The organism is Pukyongiella litopenaei (assembly GCF_003008555.2).
In the GTDB taxonomy this organism is placed as follows: domain Bacteria; phylum Pseudomonadota; class Alphaproteobacteria; order Rhodobacterales; family Rhodobacteraceae; genus Pukyongiella; species Pukyongiella litopenaei.
Genome location: NZ_CP027665.1, coordinates 1,715,144 through 1,729,605 on the forward strand (window position 1 = coordinate 1,715,144; position 14,462 = coordinate 1,729,605).

At 67.0% G+C, this 14,462-nt stretch carries 12 protein-coding genes and 1 other RNA gene; 3 read left to right on the forward strand and 10 right to left on the reverse strand.

Going from position 1 to position 14,462, the window contains the following annotated elements; translation table 11 throughout:
• Nucleotides 1–156 precede the first annotated feature (156 nt).
• Nucleotides 157–1,200, reverse strand: coding sequence for a c-type cytochrome (locus C6Y53_RS21395; protein WP_106472055.1), 1,044 nt, complete (start codon nucleotides 1,198–1,200; stop codon nucleotides 157–159).
• Between the two features lie 117 nt (nucleotides 1,201–1,317).
• Here C6Y53_RS21395 and C6Y53_RS08580 point away from each other — a divergent pair, with 117 nt between their 5' ends.
• A complete protein-coding gene (locus tag C6Y53_RS08580; RefSeq protein WP_106472056.1) occupies nucleotides 1,318–2,151 on the forward strand; it encodes a prephenate dehydratase in 834 nt (277 codons plus the stop codon).
• Nucleotides 2,152–2,166: 15 nt separating this feature from the next.
• Here the strand turns inward: C6Y53_RS08580 and C6Y53_RS08585 are convergent, their stop codons facing one another.
• Complete coding sequence (locus tag C6Y53_RS08585; protein WP_106472057.1) at nucleotides 2,167–2,634, reverse strand: SRPBCC family protein; 468 nt, start codon at nucleotides 2,632–2,634, stop codon at nucleotides 2,167–2,169.
• A 39-nt stretch (nucleotides 2,635–2,673) separates the two neighbouring features.
• Nucleotides 2,674–3,648, reverse strand: a complete 975-nt coding sequence (gene nudC, locus C6Y53_RS08590; protein WP_106472058.1) for an NAD(+) diphosphatase — start codon at nucleotides 3,646–3,648, stop codon at nucleotides 2,674–2,676.
• Nucleotides 3,649–3,832: 184 nt separating this feature from the next.
• Between nudC and C6Y53_RS08595 the strand changes: the two genes are divergently transcribed.
• Both C6Y53_RS08595 and ffs read left to right on the forward strand, forming a co-directional pair.
• Complete coding sequence (locus tag C6Y53_RS08595; RefSeq protein WP_211299497.1) at nucleotides 3,833–5,665, forward strand: 5'-nucleotidase C-terminal domain-containing protein; 1,833 nt, start codon at nucleotides 3,833–3,835, stop codon at nucleotides 5,663–5,665.
• Between the two features lie 76 nt (nucleotides 5,666–5,741).
• Nucleotides 5,742–5,838, forward strand: an RNA gene (ffs, locus tag C6Y53_RS08600) — signal recognition particle sRNA small type.
• 155 nt (nucleotides 5,839–5,993) lie between these two features.
• Here the strand turns inward: ffs and C6Y53_RS08605 are convergent.
• The 7 genes from C6Y53_RS08605 to C6Y53_RS08635 all read right to left on the reverse strand — a co-directional run bounded on the left by C6Y53_RS08605 (nucleotide 5,994) and on the right by C6Y53_RS08635 (nucleotide 14,366).
• Nucleotides 5,994–7,667 (reverse strand): ABC transporter permease, encoded by a 1,674-nt coding sequence (locus C6Y53_RS08605; RefSeq protein WP_106472060.1) that lies wholly within the window; start codon nucleotides 7,665–7,667, stop codon nucleotides 5,994–5,996.
• 94 nt (nucleotides 7,668–7,761) lie between these two features.
• Nucleotides 7,762–8,985 carry a phenylacetate--CoA ligase family protein gene (locus C6Y53_RS08610; RefSeq protein WP_106472061.1) on the reverse strand — a complete coding sequence of 408 codons (1,224 nt, stop codon included), beginning with the start codon at nucleotides 8,983–8,985 and terminating at the stop codon, nucleotides 7,762–7,764.
• A 78-nt stretch (nucleotides 8,986–9,063) separates the two neighbouring features.
• Nucleotides 9,064–9,900 carry an ABC transporter ATP-binding protein gene (locus C6Y53_RS08615; RefSeq protein ID WP_106474018.1) on the reverse strand — a complete coding sequence of 279 codons (837 nt, stop codon included), beginning with the start codon at nucleotides 9,898–9,900 and terminating at the stop codon, nucleotides 9,064–9,066.
• A gap of 73 nt (nucleotides 9,901–9,973) precedes the next feature.
• On the reverse strand, nucleotides 9,974–11,257 hold the full coding sequence (locus C6Y53_RS08620) for an ABC transporter substrate-binding protein (protein WP_106474019.1): 1,284 nt from the start codon (nucleotides 11,255–11,257) through the stop codon (nucleotides 9,974–9,976).
• 74 nt (nucleotides 11,258–11,331) lie between these two features.
• Nucleotides 11,332–12,408: a branched-chain amino acid ABC transporter permease gene (locus C6Y53_RS08625; RefSeq protein WP_106472062.1), complete on the reverse strand. Its 1,077-nt coding sequence runs from the start codon at nucleotides 12,406–12,408 to the stop codon at nucleotides 11,332–11,334.
• A gap of 111 nt (nucleotides 12,409–12,519) precedes the next feature.
• Entirely contained in the window at nucleotides 12,520–13,506 is a 987-nt protein-coding gene (locus C6Y53_RS08630) for a branched-chain amino acid ABC transporter permease (RefSeq protein ID WP_106472063.1), read from the reverse strand.
• Between the two features lie 41 nt (nucleotides 13,507–13,547).
• Nucleotides 13,548–14,366: an ABC transporter ATP-binding protein gene (locus C6Y53_RS08635; protein ID WP_106472064.1), complete on the reverse strand. Its 819-nt coding sequence runs from the start codon at nucleotides 14,364–14,366 to the stop codon at nucleotides 13,548–13,550.
• Nucleotides 14,367–14,462 lie beyond the last annotated feature (96 nt).

Genomic DNA, 14,462 nt, shown 5'->3' on the forward strand with positions numbered 1-14,462 from the left:
CCGCGATCGGGGCCGTTCACGGGTCAAATCCTGTCTGCGTAAGCTAGTGGTGCGCCACGGGGATGTTCAAGACGAGAATGCTTCATCAAAACGTGAAACCGCCGCGTGAAGCGGCGGTTTCCGGCATGGGCAGGGGCACCCGGTCGGGACCGGGGCTCAGTTGCCCGAGGTCGTCGCGTCCGATCCTTCGACCGCGTCGCTGGCCGCGTCGGTTGCAGCATCGGCGGCATCGCTGGCGGCGTCGGTCGCAGCATCTGCCGCATCGCTGGCCGCATCGGTTGCAGCGTCTGCCGCATCGCTGGCCGCGTCGGTCACGGCATCAGCCGCGTCGCTGGCGGCATCGGTCGCGGCATCAGCCGCATCGCTGGCGGCGTCGGTTGCAGCGTCAGCGGCGTCGCTGGCGGCGTCGGTTGCAGCGTCAGCCGCGTCGCTGGCGGCATCGGTCACGGCATCAGCCGCATCGCTGGCCGCATCGGTTGCAGCGTCTGCCGCATCGCTGGCCGCATCGGTCGCAGCGTCAGCGGCATCGCTGGCCGCGTCGGTCACGGCATCAGCGGCATCGCTGGCCGCATCGGTCGCAGCGTCAGCCGCATCGGTAGCAGCGTCAGCCGCGTCGCTGGCCGCATCGGTTGCAGCGTCAGCGGCTTCGCTGGCGTCGTCGGTGGCGGCTTCCGCCGCCTCGAAGCTCACCGGACTGTCGCTGTTGGTGTTGAGGAACGCGATCAGGTTGGCCCGGTCACCGATCTTGCCGAGGCCGGCAAAGCTCATCGTGGTGCCCGGGGCATAGGCCGACGGCTTGGTCAGGAATTCGTCCAGATGCTCCGGGGTCCAGTCGCCGCCCAGACCGGCGAGTGCGTCCGAATAGCCGAACCCGTCAGCCGAGGCGACCGGACGGCCAACCACCCCGTAGAGATACGGTCCGGTGCCGTTCGCGCCCTTTTCCAGCTTGTGGCAGGCCGAGCATTTCTTGAACACCTTGGAGCCCTTTTCGACATCGGCCTGCGCCAGCAGGTCGATGAAGCTGACCTCCTCCTCGGCGCCTTCATCCGCGGCCTCGTCCTCTCCGGTGTCGATCACATAGGACGGTTCACCATGCAGCGCGGTGTGGTAGATCCCCTCCGCCGCCCATTTTCCCAGCAGGAATACCAGCAATGCCCCGCACAGGGCTGCGGCTACCTTGGTCGTCGTCATCGTGTCCATTTGGTCGCTCGTCCCGTTGATCCGTTTGCGCGGTGTCTAAGCCTTCCCCTTGTCTTAGGCAAGGTATAGACAGCGCCCCGAAGGCCAAAGAAACACCTGTTGCACGGAATCCGACCCATGACAAACCGCATCGCGTTCCAGGGCGAACCCGGCGCCTACAGCCACGAGGCCTGCCGCAAGGCCCGCCCGCAGATGGAGCCGATGCCCTGCCGCACCTTCGAGGACGCGATCGAAGCGGTCCGCGCCGGCAAGGCCGATCTGGCGATGCTGCCAGTCGAGAACTCGACCTATGGGCGGGTGGCCGACATCCACACGCTGCTGCCCAATTCGGGCCTGCACATCATCGACGAAGCCTTCGTGCGGGTGCATATCAACCTGCTGACGCTGCCGGGCGCGAAACTCGGCGACATCACCCACGCGATGAGCCACACGGTGCTGCTGGGCCAGTGCCGGGGGTTCCTGCAGGAACACGGGATCCACCGCATCACCGGCGCCGATACCGCCGGTTCGGCCCGGCAGGTCGCCGAAGACGCCGACCCCCGGATCGCCGCGCTGGCCAGTGAACTGGCGGGCGAAACCTACGGTCTCGAGGTGATGGCGCGGCATATCGAGGACAACGCCACCAACACCACACGGTTCCTGATCATGTCGCGCGACGCCGATCTGAGCCGGCGCGGCGACCATGGCATGATCACCAGCTTCGTCTTTCAGGTCCGCAACATTCCGGCGGCGCTCTACAAGGCGATGGGCGGCTTTGCGACCAATGGCGTGAACATGACCAAGCTGGAAAGCTACATGGTCGGCGGGTCGTTCACGGCGACTCAGTTCTACGCCGATATCGAAGGCCACCCCGATGACCGCGACGTGACGCTGGCGATGGACGAATTGCGGTTCTTCACCACCAAGCTCGATATCCTGGGGGTCTATCCCGCGAATACCGAACACCACTGATTTCGGCCCGCCGGGCTACAGCGTTTCCCGGTATCGCTCCTCCAGCCCGCGGGCATAGTCGGCCACCCGCAGCTTGAACCGGCGGGTCAGGTTCGCCTTGGCCAGTTTCAGCGACTGGATCAGCAGCCGCGCCGGGATCGTGTTGGGCTTCAGGTTCAGCACCACCGCCATCCGGCTGCGGCGCGGCGACAATTCGAGGAGTTCGAGGTTCAGGAAACCGGTCAGCCCGTGCGATTCGGAATCGAACCGCAGCCGTGAATTGGGTTCGAGCTCGCTCAGCCGCACCTGCATGGTCCGGGGTTTGCCCCGCAGCGAAAACAGGGCCTCCCATTCCATGCCGGCGCCCGTTTCCGCCGCACCGGACAGGCGGCGCACGTCGATGCCGCGGCGGATGGCGGCCCGCTCATAGCGTTCGACCTCTGCCAGCATGGCAAAGACGGCCTCGACCGGCGCCTCGATATCTTCCTTGCTCGAAAACTGCATGTCCTGTTCGGATACTGCCCCTAAAAGGTGAACTTCGCGTCAATCCAGCCGGTCTGCAAGCCAGTTCTGCAGCAGGAAATGCGCGATCGCGCCGCGCCGTGCCGGTTTCAGGACCGGATGGTCACCGGCAAAGGCCACCATCATGTCGTCCCGCCCGATCCAGCGGGCATCCTCGATTTCCTGCGGATCGATGTTCAGATCGCGGCCCAGCGCCTCGCCCGCGCAGCCGATCATCAGCGACGACGGGAACGGCCAGGGCTGGCTGGCCAGATAGCGCACCGCCCCCACCGCGACGCCGGCCTCCTCGAACACTTCGCGGCGCACGGCGGCCTCCAGCGTCTCGCCCGGCTCGACGAATCCCGCCAGCAGCGAATACATGCCCTCGGGCCAGCCCGGGGACCGGCCCATCAGCACCGAATTGCCATGGGTGATCAGCATGATTACCACCGGGTCGGTGCGCGGAAAATGATGGCTGCCGCAGCGGGTGCAGGTCGTCTGCCAGCCCGCCTGCGACAGGTCGCTGGGCGCACCGCAGCGGGCGCAGAACCCATGCGTGTGGTGCCAGCCGAGAATGGCCTTGCCGGTCGCGGCCAGTTCGGCATCCACCGGGCTCAGCCGCGCCATCAGGCGGCGCAGCTCGGCAAAGACATGATCGGCGGGCAGGTCCGGGTGGTGCTGTTCGGACGGGTCGAGATACTGCCCCAGCTCGTTGCGGTCCAGATCCTCCGGTTCCCAGTTCGACAGGTCGCAGGCGAAACGCGGCGCCTCGCGGGCCGCCAGCCCCAGCAGCACCCGATCGCCGGTATCCCGCGACGCGACCACCGGGTGATCGCAGGGCAGCAGCGCCAGCCGGTCGCGGCCCTCGCCCCGGACCAGCGGCTTGCCGCGCCAGAACAGCACCACGCGGGCGTCGTCGCGCGCCTGCATCCGCGTCAGCGCCGCCGCGTCCCCGCGCAGATGCGCGGCGCGATCCAGCCCCGCGCCGCCGAATGTCACCGTTTCGGCCAGTTTCATGCCCGCCGCCTCCTCGTTGCGCCCTTTCGCTGCCACGGGCGGCGACCAAGGGCAAGCCCCGGTGCCGGAACCAGGTCCACTCAACCCTTGCGCGAGCACCGAATATTCGTTTCATGGTAAACAGAAGATTGATGCCGGAATACACGATGACCCTGTTGCCCACCGCTGCGTGGCGCCGCCGCAGATGAGCGCAGGCACCAACCTGCGCCTGCTGGCGACGACTGACCTGCACATGCACCTGACCGGGCACGATTATCTCGCCGACCAGGCCGATCCGGCGCGGGGCCTGACCCGTATCGCCACGCGCATCGCCGAGGCCCGTGCCGAAGCCGCGCGGGCAGGCGCCCCGGTGCTGTTGCTCGACAATGGCGACGCGCTGCAGGGCACACCGCTGGACGAAATCGACGAACCGGGCCGCCCGCACCCGCTGATGCGGGCGCTGGGCTATCTGCGCTATGACGCCGCCGGGCTGGGCAACCACGATTTTTATCGGGGTCTCGCGGTGCTGGACCGTATTCTCGCCGATGCGCCCTGCCCGGTCCTGTGTTCCAACCTGCGCCTGAACGATGATGCCCCGGGCGGGTCGATCCGGTCCTGTGCGGTGCTCGACCGGGATCTGCCGCTGAACGGCCGGCCGACACCGCTGCGGATCGGGCTGCTGTCCTTCCTGCCGCCGCAGACCCTGCAATGGGAGGCCCATCAGCTGGAGGGCCGGGTCGAAATCGACGGGATCGCCGCCAGCGCGCGGGCATGGCTGCCCCGGATGCGGGACGAGGGCTGCGACCTGGTGATCGCACTGGCCCATACCGGGCTGGCGGGTGCGGGCGGCAGGCCCGACGGCGAAAACGCCGCGCTGGCGCTGGCCGAGCTTGGCGGTTTCGACGCGATCATCGCCGGGCACACCCATCAGCGCCTGCCCGGCCCCGACCATGACGGGCTGCCCGGCGTCGATGCCGAGACCGGACAGGTGCATGGCACGCCTATGGTCATGCCCGGGTTCAACGGGTCCGACCTTGGCGTCATCGACCTGAGCCTGCATCGCGCCGGGAACCGCTGGCAGGTGGCCGGGTCGCGCTGCGCCCTGCGCCCGGCCGCCGGACGCCCCGAAGACCCCGGCCTGCTGACGCTGCTGGGCGCCGATCACGGTGCCACGCGGGCCCGGCTGCGCCAGCATGTCGGCCACAGCGATACCGATTTGCACAGCTATTTCACCTTCCTTGCCCCCGACCCCGCGCTGGCGCTGGTCGCGGCGGCGCAGGCCGCGGCCCTGCGCCCCTGCCTGGAGGGAACGCCGCTGGCGGGCCTGCCGCTGGTTTCGGTCGCCTCGCCGGGGCGATGCGGCGGCCGCAGCGGGCCGGGCAACTACACCGATATTCCCGCCGGCAGCCTGACGCGGCGCCACCTGAACCAGTTGCAGATCTATCCCAACCAGCTATGCGCGGTCGAACTGAACGGCGCGCAGCTGGTCGACTGGCTCGAAATGTCGGCCAGCCATTTCAACAGGATCGAACCGGGCAGCACCGGATCGCGCCTGCGCAACCCGTCCCTGAACGGCACCGGGTTCGACGTGCTGCATGGGCTCACCTGCGTGATCGACCTGTCCGCCCCGGCGCGGTTTGCCCCCGACGGCAGCCCGCGCGACCACGGCCACGGTCGTGTCACCGGTATTGCCTGCAACGGCCGGCCCGTCCGACCCGATGACCGCTTTGTCGTGGCGCTCAACTCCTTTCGCGCCAATGGCGGCGGCAATGTGCGGGCGCTGTGCGACTCCCCGCGGATCAGGCTGCCCCATCTGGGCATCCGCGAGGCCCTGGCCAGCTATGTCAGCCGCGACCTGCCGCGCGATCCCATCGAGAACGGCCCGCCGCCCTGGCGGTTCGCACCGATGCCGGGCACAAGCGTGCTGGCGCGCACCGGTCCCGGCGCAACCGCGCATATGGGTGACCTGGACGGGCGCGGCGTCGAAATCACCGGCCAGGACACGGACGGGTTCCTGCTGCTGTCCGTGCCGCTCTGAATGACCGGGCCGGATCGCACGATCCCGCGGACCCGCCCGCTTGAACGCCGCCGTGGCTCTTGCTATATGACGGGTCGAGAGGTTGGCGCGGGCAGGCACCTCGCCAACCCGGTCAGGTCCGGAAGGAAGCAGCCGTAACGAGCCCCGCTTGGGTCGTTGTCCAGCCTCTCACCTTACCCCATCCCGGATCGGTCATGGCACGGGACCCACGGGCTTCATGGGCCTGTGCAGCAGCCCGGCGACGCGGCAAACGTTCGGGCAGGCGTGACCTGCCTCTTGCGCATATGCGGGAAAGGGCGCGGCGGGTTGGTTTCCGACCGCCGTTGTCTCAGCGGCCCCGCCGCCCGACCTGGCGGCAGATCAGGATCACCGGCAGCAGGCCCACGGCGACGATCACCAGGCTCGGCACCGCCGCGCCCTCGAGCCGTTCATCGCTGGCCAGCCGGTGCGCCTGCACCGCCAGCGTATCGAAGTTGAACGGGCGCATGATCAGGGTGGCGGGCAGTTCCTTCATCACGTCGACGAACACGATCAGCAGCGCGGTGAGCAGGCTGGGCGTCAGGATCGGCAGATGCACCCGGCGCAGCGTGCCCAGCGGCGACTGGCCCAGGGACCGCGCGGCGGCATCCATGTTGGCATGAACGGTGGTCTGCCCGCCCTCGTAGGCGCCCAGCGCCGCTGCGAGGAACCGCACCATGTAGGCGGCGACCAGCAGCCAGATCGACCCGGTCACCAGCAGCCCGGTCGAGATATCGAACCGCGCCCGCATGAAGGCGTCCACCGCGTTGTCGAGCGCCGCGAAGGGCACCAGCAGCCCCACCGCGATCACGCCGCCCGGCACCGCATAGCCCAGCCGCGCCACATGGGCCGCAGCCGCCGAAACCCGCCCCGGCCGCAGCCGCTGGTAGAACCCGACGCAGATCGCGGCCAGCAGGGTCAGCAGGGCGGCGGCGGCGGCCAGCGTCACCGAGTTGCGGACAAAGCCGATGTAGCGGCTGCTGAGCAGGTTTTGTTCGGATCCCATCCCCATGACGATCAGGATCACCACCGGCAGCAGGAACCCCAGCACCACCGGGACCGCACAGGTCACCCAGGCCAGCGCCGCACGCAAGCCGGCCAGTTCGGCGGGCGGCATCGCCATGTGGCGCCGGTCGGCATGGTGGAACCGGGCCCGCCCGCGCTGGATCCGCTCCAGCACCGCCAGCAGCAGGGCAAAGCCGAGCAGGCAGAGCGCGAGCTGCGCCGCCGCGGCGCGGTCTGCCATCGAGAACCAGCTGGTATAGATACCGGTGGCAAAGGTCTGGACGCTGAAATAGGCAACGGTGCCGAAATCGGCGATGGTTTCCATCACCGCCAGCAGGACACCGCCGGCAATGGCTGGCCGCGCCATCGGCAGGCTGACCGTCCAGAACGCGCGCCAGGGGCTGGCGCCCAGCACCCGCGCGGCCAGGAAGGCCCCGGCGCTCTGCTGCATGAAGGCCGCGCGCGCCAGCAGATACACATAGGGATACAGCACCAGCACCAGCATCGCCGCCGCGCCGCCGGGCGACCGGATCTCGGGGAACCAGTAGTCGCGCGGCCCCCAGCCCGTGACCGCGCGCAGGGCGGTCTGCACCAGCCCCGGATGATCCAGCAGATGCGTGTAGGCATAGGCCAGCACATAGGCCGGAAAGGCCATCGGCAGCACCAGCGCGATCTCGAACACCCGCACGCCGGGGAACCGCGTCATCGTCACCAGCCAGGCCGCGCCCACGCCCAGCGCGAACGTGCCCGCAGCCACCAGCCCCACCAGCATCAGCGTGGTGGCGACATAGCCCGGCAGCACCGTTTCGGCCAGGTGCCGCAGCGTGTCGGTGCCGCCGGTCAGCGCCGCCAGGAGCACCGCCAGCATCGGCAGCAGGCAGGCCCCCGCGACCAGCACTGCGCCGGTCCCGAGCAGCCAAGAGCCGCCATGGCGCCGGCTGATCCGCCCATGCGGAGCCAGTGGTCGCGTTTCTGTCATGACCGGCCATCCACCAACGCAAACGAGGCGCGCCCCATGCACGCCTCGCCCCTATTCGACTATTCCAGTCGGAATTTCCAGATGCAAAGCCTGCTCAGTCGTAGCTGCGCCGATCCTCGATCACCAGCCCGTCGCGCGGCAGGCTGCCGGGGCTCACCACCTCGACCGCGCCCTTGAGCTTGAGCAGTTCGGCCACCGATCGGGCATAGCTGGCCGTGTTGCCGCCCTCGGCCTCGATCTGCACGGTCATGGCGTCCATTTCGCCCTGGCGGTCGGCGATGACGCGCGCCTTGACGATCTCGTCATGCCGGGCCACCAGCGCGGCCACCTGTTCGGGACGCACGAACATGCCCTTGATCTTGGTGGTCTGGTCGGCCCGGCCCATCCAGCCCCTGATGCGCATGTTGGTGCGCCCGCAGGGGCTCTGACCCTCCATTACCGCGCTCAGATCGCCGGTGGCGAACCGGATCAGCGGATAGGACGGGTTCAGCGTGGTCACCAGGACCTCGCCGACCTCTCCCGGCGCGACCGGGTCGCCGGTGCCCGGGGTGACGATTTCCACGATCACCTGTTCGTCGACGATCATGCCCTCCATCGCCGGGCTTTCATAGGCGATCGAGCCGAGATCCGCGGTGCCGTATCCCTGCAGGCAGGAAATGCCGCGATCGGCATATTCCGCGCGCAGGCTGGGAAACAGCGCGCCGCCGCCGACCGCCGCCCTGGCAAAGCCCAGCTTCACCCCCATCTCGTCGGCCTTGTCGAGGATCACCTTGAGATAATCCGGCGTGCCGCTATAGGCGGTGCAGCCCACGTCGCGCGCGGCGGTCACCTGCAATTCGGTCTGGCCGGTGCCGGCCGGCAGCACCGCCGCCCCGACCGCGCGGGCGCCGCTTTCGAACATCATGCCCGCCGGGGTCAGGTGATAGCCGAAACAGTTCTGGACGATATCGCCGCGTCCGATCCCGGCGGCATGCAGGAACCGGCCCATGCGCCACCAGTCATGGTCGATATCCCCCGGTTCATAGATCGGCCCCGGCGACTGAAACACATGGGCAAAGCCGCTGGTCGGCTTGGCCGTGAACCCGCCAAAGGGCGGCTGCGCCGCCTGCGCCCGGCTCAGTTCCGACTTGCGCAGCACCGGCAACGCCGCCAGCGCGTCGGCCCCGGTCACCGAGGCCGCGTCGATATCGCCCAGGCTGGCACGGAACCCCGCGAGCTCCTGCGCGCGCGCGATCTGTTCGGGCAATGCGCGGGCAATATCGGCCGCGCGTTCGTCGGCGGAACGGGTTTCGAGCTTGTCGTAGAAATCCTGCGGCATGGCGCCCTCTTTCCTAGTTTTGCCCACGGGCCGGAGGGCTGGGAGCCCCCCGCATGATCCCGGATATCGCTGCCGGCATCAGCTGAGCCACCGCTTGCGGCGACGATAGGACCGCACGTCGCGAAAGCTCTTGCGCCCTTCCTCGGACATGCCGAGGTAGAACTCCTTCACATCCGGGTTTTCGCGCAGATCGGCGGCGGGGCCATCCATCACCACGCGGCCGGATTCGAGAATGTATCCGTAATGGGCAAAGCGAAGCGCCACGTTGGTGTTCTGCTCGGCCAGCAGGAAGGACACGCCTTCCTGTTCGTTCAGATCCTTCACGATGCCGAATATCTCTTCGACCAGCTGCGGCGCCAGCCCCATGCTGGGTTCGTCCAGAAGGATGGTTTCGGGCCGCGACATCAGGGCACGCCCCATGGCGACCATCTGCTGTTCGCCGCCCGAGGTATACCCCGCCTGGCTGCGGCGGCGTTCCTTGAGGCGCGGGAAATAGGTATAGACCAGATCCAGGTCGCGCTGGATTTCGGCCTTGCCGTCACCGCGGGTATAGGCCCCGGTCAGCAGGTTTTCCTCGACCGTGAGATGTTCGAAACAATGCCGGCCTTCCATGACCTGGATCACGCCCATCTTCACCAGCTCGGCCGGGTCGAGATCCTGCACCCGCTTGCCGCGATAGACGATCGACCCCTTGGTGACCTCGCCGCGCTCGGAATGCAGCAGGTTCGAAACCGCCTTCAGCGTCGTGGTCTTGCCGGCGCCGTTGCCACCGAGCAACGCGGTGATCCCGCCCTTGGGCACGTTCAGGCTGACGCCCTTCAGCACCAGGATCACATGGTTGTAGATCACCTCGATATTGTTGACCTCGAGCAGGGTTTCGACCTGCGTCTCGGTGCCTGCGGCGATATCCAGCATCGTTTCGGTCTTTCCGTTCGGCAATCGGGTGGACCGGCCACCGCGCGGATGCACGGCGGCCGGCGGCTTCACATCAGTTGCACCGCTCTTCGATCGAGTTCTCGGCCGCGTAGGCGGCGCTGTCCTCGGCGATCAGCGGATCGATGATATCGGCATCCGACACGATGAAGTCGGTCACCAGGGTCCAGGTCTTGGCCTGCGCATCCCATTGCTGGACCGCGCCCATGCCGTTGCCGCCATGGTTCTCGCAGCTGACCTTGAACGGGGTCGCAAAGCCTTCGAACCCCAGTTCGGCCAGGCGTTCGGCGGTGATGTCCAGCGCCTCCATGCCGTCGCGCATCATGCCCGGCGTGATGTCCGGTGTGCCGTGGATCTCCTGCGCGATGCGCGCGGCCTCGGCCGCCAGCACGGCGGCATAGAGCCCGCGGTTATACAGCACGGTGCCCATCTGGTCGCCATTGCCCGCGGCCTTGCCGGCATCGTAGACGTATTTCTTCAGGTCCTCGTAGACCTTGAAATCGCTGCCCGGAGAGGTCAGCGCCAGCGCCTTGTAGCCATGCGCGCCCTCGCCCACCGGCAACACGTCGTTTTCCGACCCGGACCACCAGATGCCGATGAAGTTCTCCATCGGGTAGCGGATGTTCGCGGCTTCCTGGATCGCGACCTGGTTCATCACGCCCCAGCCCCACATCAGCACATAATCCGGCTTCTCGCGGCGGATCTGCAGCCATTGCGACTTCTGCTCCTGGCCCGGATGATCGACCGGCAGCAGGGTCAGCTCATAGCCGTGCTTCTTGGCCAGATCCTCGAGCGTGCGGATCGGTTCCTTGCCATAGGCCGAGTTGTGATAGACCAGCGCGACCTTCTTGCCGTTGATGTCGCCGCCGTTCAGGTCGAGGATATGCTTGATCGCGATCGACGCCCCGTCCCAGTAGTTGGCCGGGTAGTTGAACACATGGCTGAACACCTTGCCGTTCTTGGCCGAGGTGCGGCCATAGCCCATCGAATGGATCGGGATATCGTCGGCGGTGGCCTTCGGGATCAACTGGTAGGTGATGCCGGTCGAATAGGGCTGATAGACCAGCGACCCTTCGGACTTGGTCGCCTCGTAGCATTCCACGCCCTTCTCGGTGTTGTAGCCGGTCTCGCAGGGCAGGACCCGCGCGGGCACGCCCCCGATGCCGCCATCGCGGGCGTTGATCATCTCGAAATAGTCGGCATAGGCATCCGCCACCGGAATACCGTTGGCGGCGTATGGGCCGGTGCGATAATCCAGCGACGGGAATACCAGGTCGGCCAGCGCCGGCCCGGCGGCCAGCGCGGCGCCCAGCGCCAGGGTGGTCAGTCTCAGTTTCATCGGATTCATTCCTCCCTTGATGGTTTTCCGATATGCAGCAGGTCTTCCCGCCTGTTGATTGAAACGCCCCCGCGCTAATGCGGGAACGGCCAGAGCCTCAGCTTCTCCTTCGCGACGCGCCACAGCTGCGCCAGCCCGTGCGGCTCGACGATCAGGAATGCCACGATCAGCGCGCCGACGATGATCAGCTGCAGATGAGCGACGATATCGGTGGGCCAGCCCAGCCAGTCCACGCCGACAACCTTCAGCGCCACCGGCAGCAGCACCAGGAACGCGGCGCCGGCAAAGGACCCGAAGATCGAGCCCAGCCCGCCGATGATGACCATGAACAGCACCAGGAACGACTTGTTGATGCCAAAGGCCTCGCCGACCTCGACCGCGCCGAGATAGACCGAAAAGAACAGCGCCCCCGAAATGCCGACGAAAAAGGAACTGGCGGCAAATGCGCTCAGCTTGGCGCGCAGCGGGTTCACGCCGATGATCTCGGCGGCGATGTCCATGTCGCGGATCGCCATCCAGGTCCGCCCCAGCTTGCCGCGGGTCAGGTTGCGGGCGATGATCGCGCTGCCGGTCAGGAAGATCAGGCAGAACAGGTATGTGGCCCAAGCCTGCGTGTTGGGCCCGGTGATCAGGATCCCGAACACGTCGCGCTCCGGCGCGCTGATCTGCCCCGAGGCGGAATAGTTGTAGAACCACGGCACCCGGTTGAACAGCCAGACCAGGAAGAACTGCGCCGCCAGGGTCGCCACCGCCAGGTAGAACCCCTTGATCCGCAGGCTGGGCAACCCGAACAGAACCCCCACCAGCGCGGTGACGCCGCCGGCCAGGATGACATGGATGAACATGCTGACCTCGGGCATCGCGGTCATCAGCTTGTAGCAGGCATAGGCGCCCACGGCCATGAACCCGCCCGTTCCCAGGCTGACCTGCCCGCAATAGCCGGTCAGGATGTTCAGCCCGATGGCGGCGATCGCATAGATCAGGAACGGCAGCAGGATCGCGTTGGCCCAGTAGTCGTTGATCAGGAACGGAATGACCAGGAACCCGACTGCCAGCACGGCGTAATACCGGTAGCGGTCGAACCGGATCGGAAAGGTCTGGTTGTCCTCCTGGTAGGAGGTCTTGAAATCACCCGCCTCGCGATAGAACATCAGCCCGTCCCCTTGTCACGTCCGGCCGCGCCGGACCGCCCCGCTGCTTCATCTTGCCCGAAAAACTCCGGGGTCCGGGGCAGAGCCCCGGGATGCCCCGCCGGTGCCGGCTCATACCCGCTCAATGATCTTCTCCCCGAACAGGCCCTGCGGCCGGAACACCAGGAACAGCAGCGCCAGCACATAGGCAAACCAGTTCTCGGTCGCGCCTCCCAGCGCCGGGCCCAGCGCGAACTCGAACAGCTTCTCGCCCACGCCGATGATCAGCCCCCCGACGATCGCGCCGGGGATCGAGGTGAACCCGCCCAGCATCAGCACCGGCAGCGCCTTCAGCGCGATCAGCGACAGCGAGAACTGCACGCCCGACTTGGTGCCCCACATGATCCCGGCGACCAGCGCCACGAACCCCGCGACCGACCACACCAGCACCCAGATGAAATTGAGCGAAATGCCCACCGACAGCGCCGCCTGGTGGTCGTCGGCGACGGCGCGCATGGCGCGGCCCTGCTTGGTATACTGGCTGAAGGCCACCAGCGCCGCCACCAGCAGCGCGGCGATGATCGTGGCGACGATGTCGAGATTGTCGATGAAGAAACCGTATCCGAACAGGTTGAAAGTGGTCTCGTCGATCCAGGCATTCAGCCCCTGCGGCAATCCCACGTCGAGCTTCTTGATCTCGGACCCCCACATCAGGTCCGACAGCCCTTCGAGGAAATAGGCCAGCCCGATGGTGGCCATGAACAGGATGATCGGCTCCTGGTTGACCAGGTGGCGCATCACGAACTGCTGCACCATCCAGGCCAGCACCACCATCACCCCGACGGTCAGCAGGATCGCGACCACACCGGGCACATGCCAGCCGAAATGGTGCACCTCGGTGCCGAAAACCGCGTTGATCAGGTGCGAGAACGGCACCTGCCCCTGCATGATGCCGACCAGGGTCATCGCCGCGAACAGCGCCATCACCCCCTGGGCATAGTTGAAGATGCCCGAGGCCTTGTAGATCAGCACGAAGCCCAGCGCCACCAGCGCATAGAGCACACCGGCCATCAACCCGTTCAGCGTGACCTCGATCGCGAAAAGCAGTTGTTCAGGCATGTCTCCCTCCCCGGCGGGTTCCGTCCGTGCTGCGCGCCCGATCAGTCATGGGACACCCCCAGATAGGCGTCGATCACCTCCTGATTGCTGCGCACCTCGTCCGGCGTGCCGTCGCCGATCTTCTTGCCGTAATCCATCACCACCACCCGGTCGCTGAGATCCATCACCACGCCCATGTCATGCTCGATCAGGGCGATGGTGGTGCCGAACTCGTCGTTCACGTCCAGGATAAAGCGGCACATGTCCTCCTTCTCCTCGACATTCATCCCCGCCATCGGTTCGTCCAGCAGCAGCAACCGGGGTTCGGCGGCCAGCGCGCGGGCCAGTTCGACCCGCTTCTTCAACCCGTAGGGCAGCCGCGCGACCGGGGTCTTGCGGATATGCTGGATCTCGAGAAAATCGATGATCTTCTCGGCCACCTCACGGTTGGCGACCTCCTCGGCCTCGGCCCGCCCCTTCCACAGCGCCTGCGCCGGGATCCCGGCGGTCATGTGGGTCAGGCGGCCGGTCATGACGTTGTCGAGCACGCTCATGCCCTCGAACAGGGCGATGTTCTGGAACGTGCGCGCGATCCCCTGCCGCGCCACTTCAAAGGGCTTCATCGGCGGCCGTTTGGCGCCGTGGAACCAGACCTCGCCCTCCTGCGGGATGTAGAACCCCGAGATCACGTTCAGCATCGACGACTTGCCGGCGCCGTTCGGGCCGATGATGGCGCGGATCTCGCCCTCGCGGATGTCGAACGAGATATTCTCGATCGCCACCACACCGCCGAAACGCAGGGTGATGTTCTTCATCTCCATCACCACGGCGCCGATCTTGCGGCCGTCTTCGGTCACATAGCCATCGGACCCGTCAAGCATCTGTCGTTCCCCTTCCTGTCCGGATGCACCCGGCCTCACGGGACGGCGGGCGGGGCGACGACCGAAGGTCGAGCGCCGCCCGTCCGGCCGCCACGC

Coding starts and splice junctions, on each gene's coding strand:
- C6Y53_RS08620 (WP_106474019.1), bottom strand. CDS start 11,257: ATGAAACTGAGACTGACCACCCTGGCGCTGGGCGCCGCGCTGGCCGCC.
- C6Y53_RS08630 (WP_106472063.1), bottom strand. CDS start 13,506: ATGCCTGAACAACTGCTTTTCGCGATCGAGGTCACGCTGAACGGGTTG.
- C6Y53_RS21395 (WP_106472055.1), bottom strand. CDS start 1,200: ATGGACACGATGACGACGACCAAGGTAGCCGCAGCCCTGTGCGGGGCA.
- C6Y53_RS08635 (WP_106472064.1), bottom strand. CDS start 14,366: ATGCTTGACGGGTCCGATGGCTATGTGACCGAAGACGGCCGCAAGATC.
- C6Y53_RS08605 (WP_106472060.1), bottom strand. CDS start 7,667: ATGACAGAAACGCGACCACTGGCTCCGCATGGGCGGATCAGCCGGCGC.
- C6Y53_RS08580 (WP_106472056.1), top strand. CDS start 1,318: ATGACAAACCGCATCGCGTTCCAGGGCGAACCCGGCGCCTACAGCCAC.
- C6Y53_RS08585 (WP_106472057.1), bottom strand. CDS start 2,634: ATGCAGTTTTCGAGCAAGGAAGATATCGAGGCGCCGGTCGAGGCCGTC.
- C6Y53_RS08595 (WP_211299497.1), top strand. CDS start 3,833: ATGAGCGCAGGCACCAACCTGCGCCTGCTGGCGACGACTGACCTGCAC.
- C6Y53_RS08625 (WP_106472062.1), bottom strand. CDS start 12,408: ATGTTCTATCGCGAGGCGGGTGATTTCAAGACCTCCTACCAGGAGGAC.
- C6Y53_RS08610 (WP_106472061.1), bottom strand. CDS start 8,985: ATGCCGCAGGATTTCTACGACAAGCTCGAAACCCGTTCCGCCGACGAA.
- nudC (WP_106472058.1), bottom strand. CDS start 3,648: ATGAAACTGGCCGAAACGGTGACATTCGGCGGCGCGGGGCTGGATCGC.
- C6Y53_RS08615 (WP_106474018.1), bottom strand. CDS start 9,900: ATGCTGGATATCGCCGCAGGCACCGAGACGCAGGTCGAAACCCTGCTC.